This is a genomic window from Mesorhizobium sp. M7A.F.Ca.ET.027.03.2.1 (assembly GCF_003999175.1).
Lineage (GTDB): Bacteria > Pseudomonadota > Alphaproteobacteria > Rhizobiales > Rhizobiaceae > Mesorhizobium.
In genome coordinates this window covers 1-884 of sequence record NZ_RZOM01001591.1, presented here as the reverse complement: position 1 = coordinate 884, position 884 = coordinate 1, and the positions used below count along the sequence as shown (strand labels likewise).

2 protein-coding genes are annotated in these 884 nt (G+C 63.8%); both read right to left on the bottom strand.

What is annotated here, in order from left to right:
- The coding region (locus EN750_RS36655; RefSeq protein WP_145968305.1) for an ABC transporter ATP-binding protein at positions 1-504 on the bottom strand (504 nt) is incomplete at its 3' end.
- Positions 505-520: 16 nt separating this feature from the next.
- Positions 521-884, bottom strand: a 364-nt coding sequence (locus EN750_RS36650) for an ABC transporter permease subunit (RefSeq protein ID WP_127399437.1), incomplete at its 5' end; no start/stop codon positions are given.

Genomic DNA, 884 nt, shown 5'->3' with positions numbered 1-884 from the left:
GGCGTCGAGCGCCGACAGCGGCTCGTCGAGCAGCAGCAGCTTCGGCTTCGGCGCGATAGCGCGGGCCAATGCGATACGCTGCTGCTGGCCGCCCGAGAGCTGGTAGGGATAGCGATCCGCCATCTGCGGCAGCTTGATGATGCCGAGCATTTCGGCGACACGAGCATCGATGTCCGCCCTGGGCATGCCGGCGACCTTCAGGCCAAAGCCGATATTCTGCGCCACGGTCAGGTTCGGAAACAGCGCATAGGCCTGGAACACCATGCCGACATTGCGCTGGTTGGGTTTCAACCTCGTAATGTCCTTGCCGCCGACGACGATCGTGCCCGCGCTCGGCTCCTCGAAGCCCGCCACCATGCGCAGCACGGTGGTCTTGCCGCAGCCGGACGGGCCGAGGAAGGAGACGAATTCGCCGCGCTCGACGTCAAGATTGAAGTCCTCGACCACCGTTGTGGCGCCGAAGGATTTTCGAACGTGCTGGATGGAGAGGAATGGGTCGGCCATGGCGTGGTTCTCTCGATCAATTTGGGCGGTTCGCCGATTTCGGCGCGAAGCGGGACAGTATCTGGATCAGCGACATGCAGCCCCAGGTGATGGCGAAGGCGATGATGGCAAGTGCCGCCGGCTCATAGGCGCGGTTGGCGCCGATATTCTGCAGATAGGGGCCGAAGGCCGGCCGGTTGAGCAGGCTGGCCATGGTGAATTCGCCGATGACGATGGCGAAGGTGAGGAAGGCGCCCGAGAGCACCGCGATCAGCACGTTGGGCAGGATGACACGGGTGATGATCGTCCCCCAACCAGCACCAAGGATCTGTGCCGCCTCCGTCAGTGTGCGCACGTCGATGGTGCGAAGCCCGGTGTCGACGGCGCGATACATGTACGGC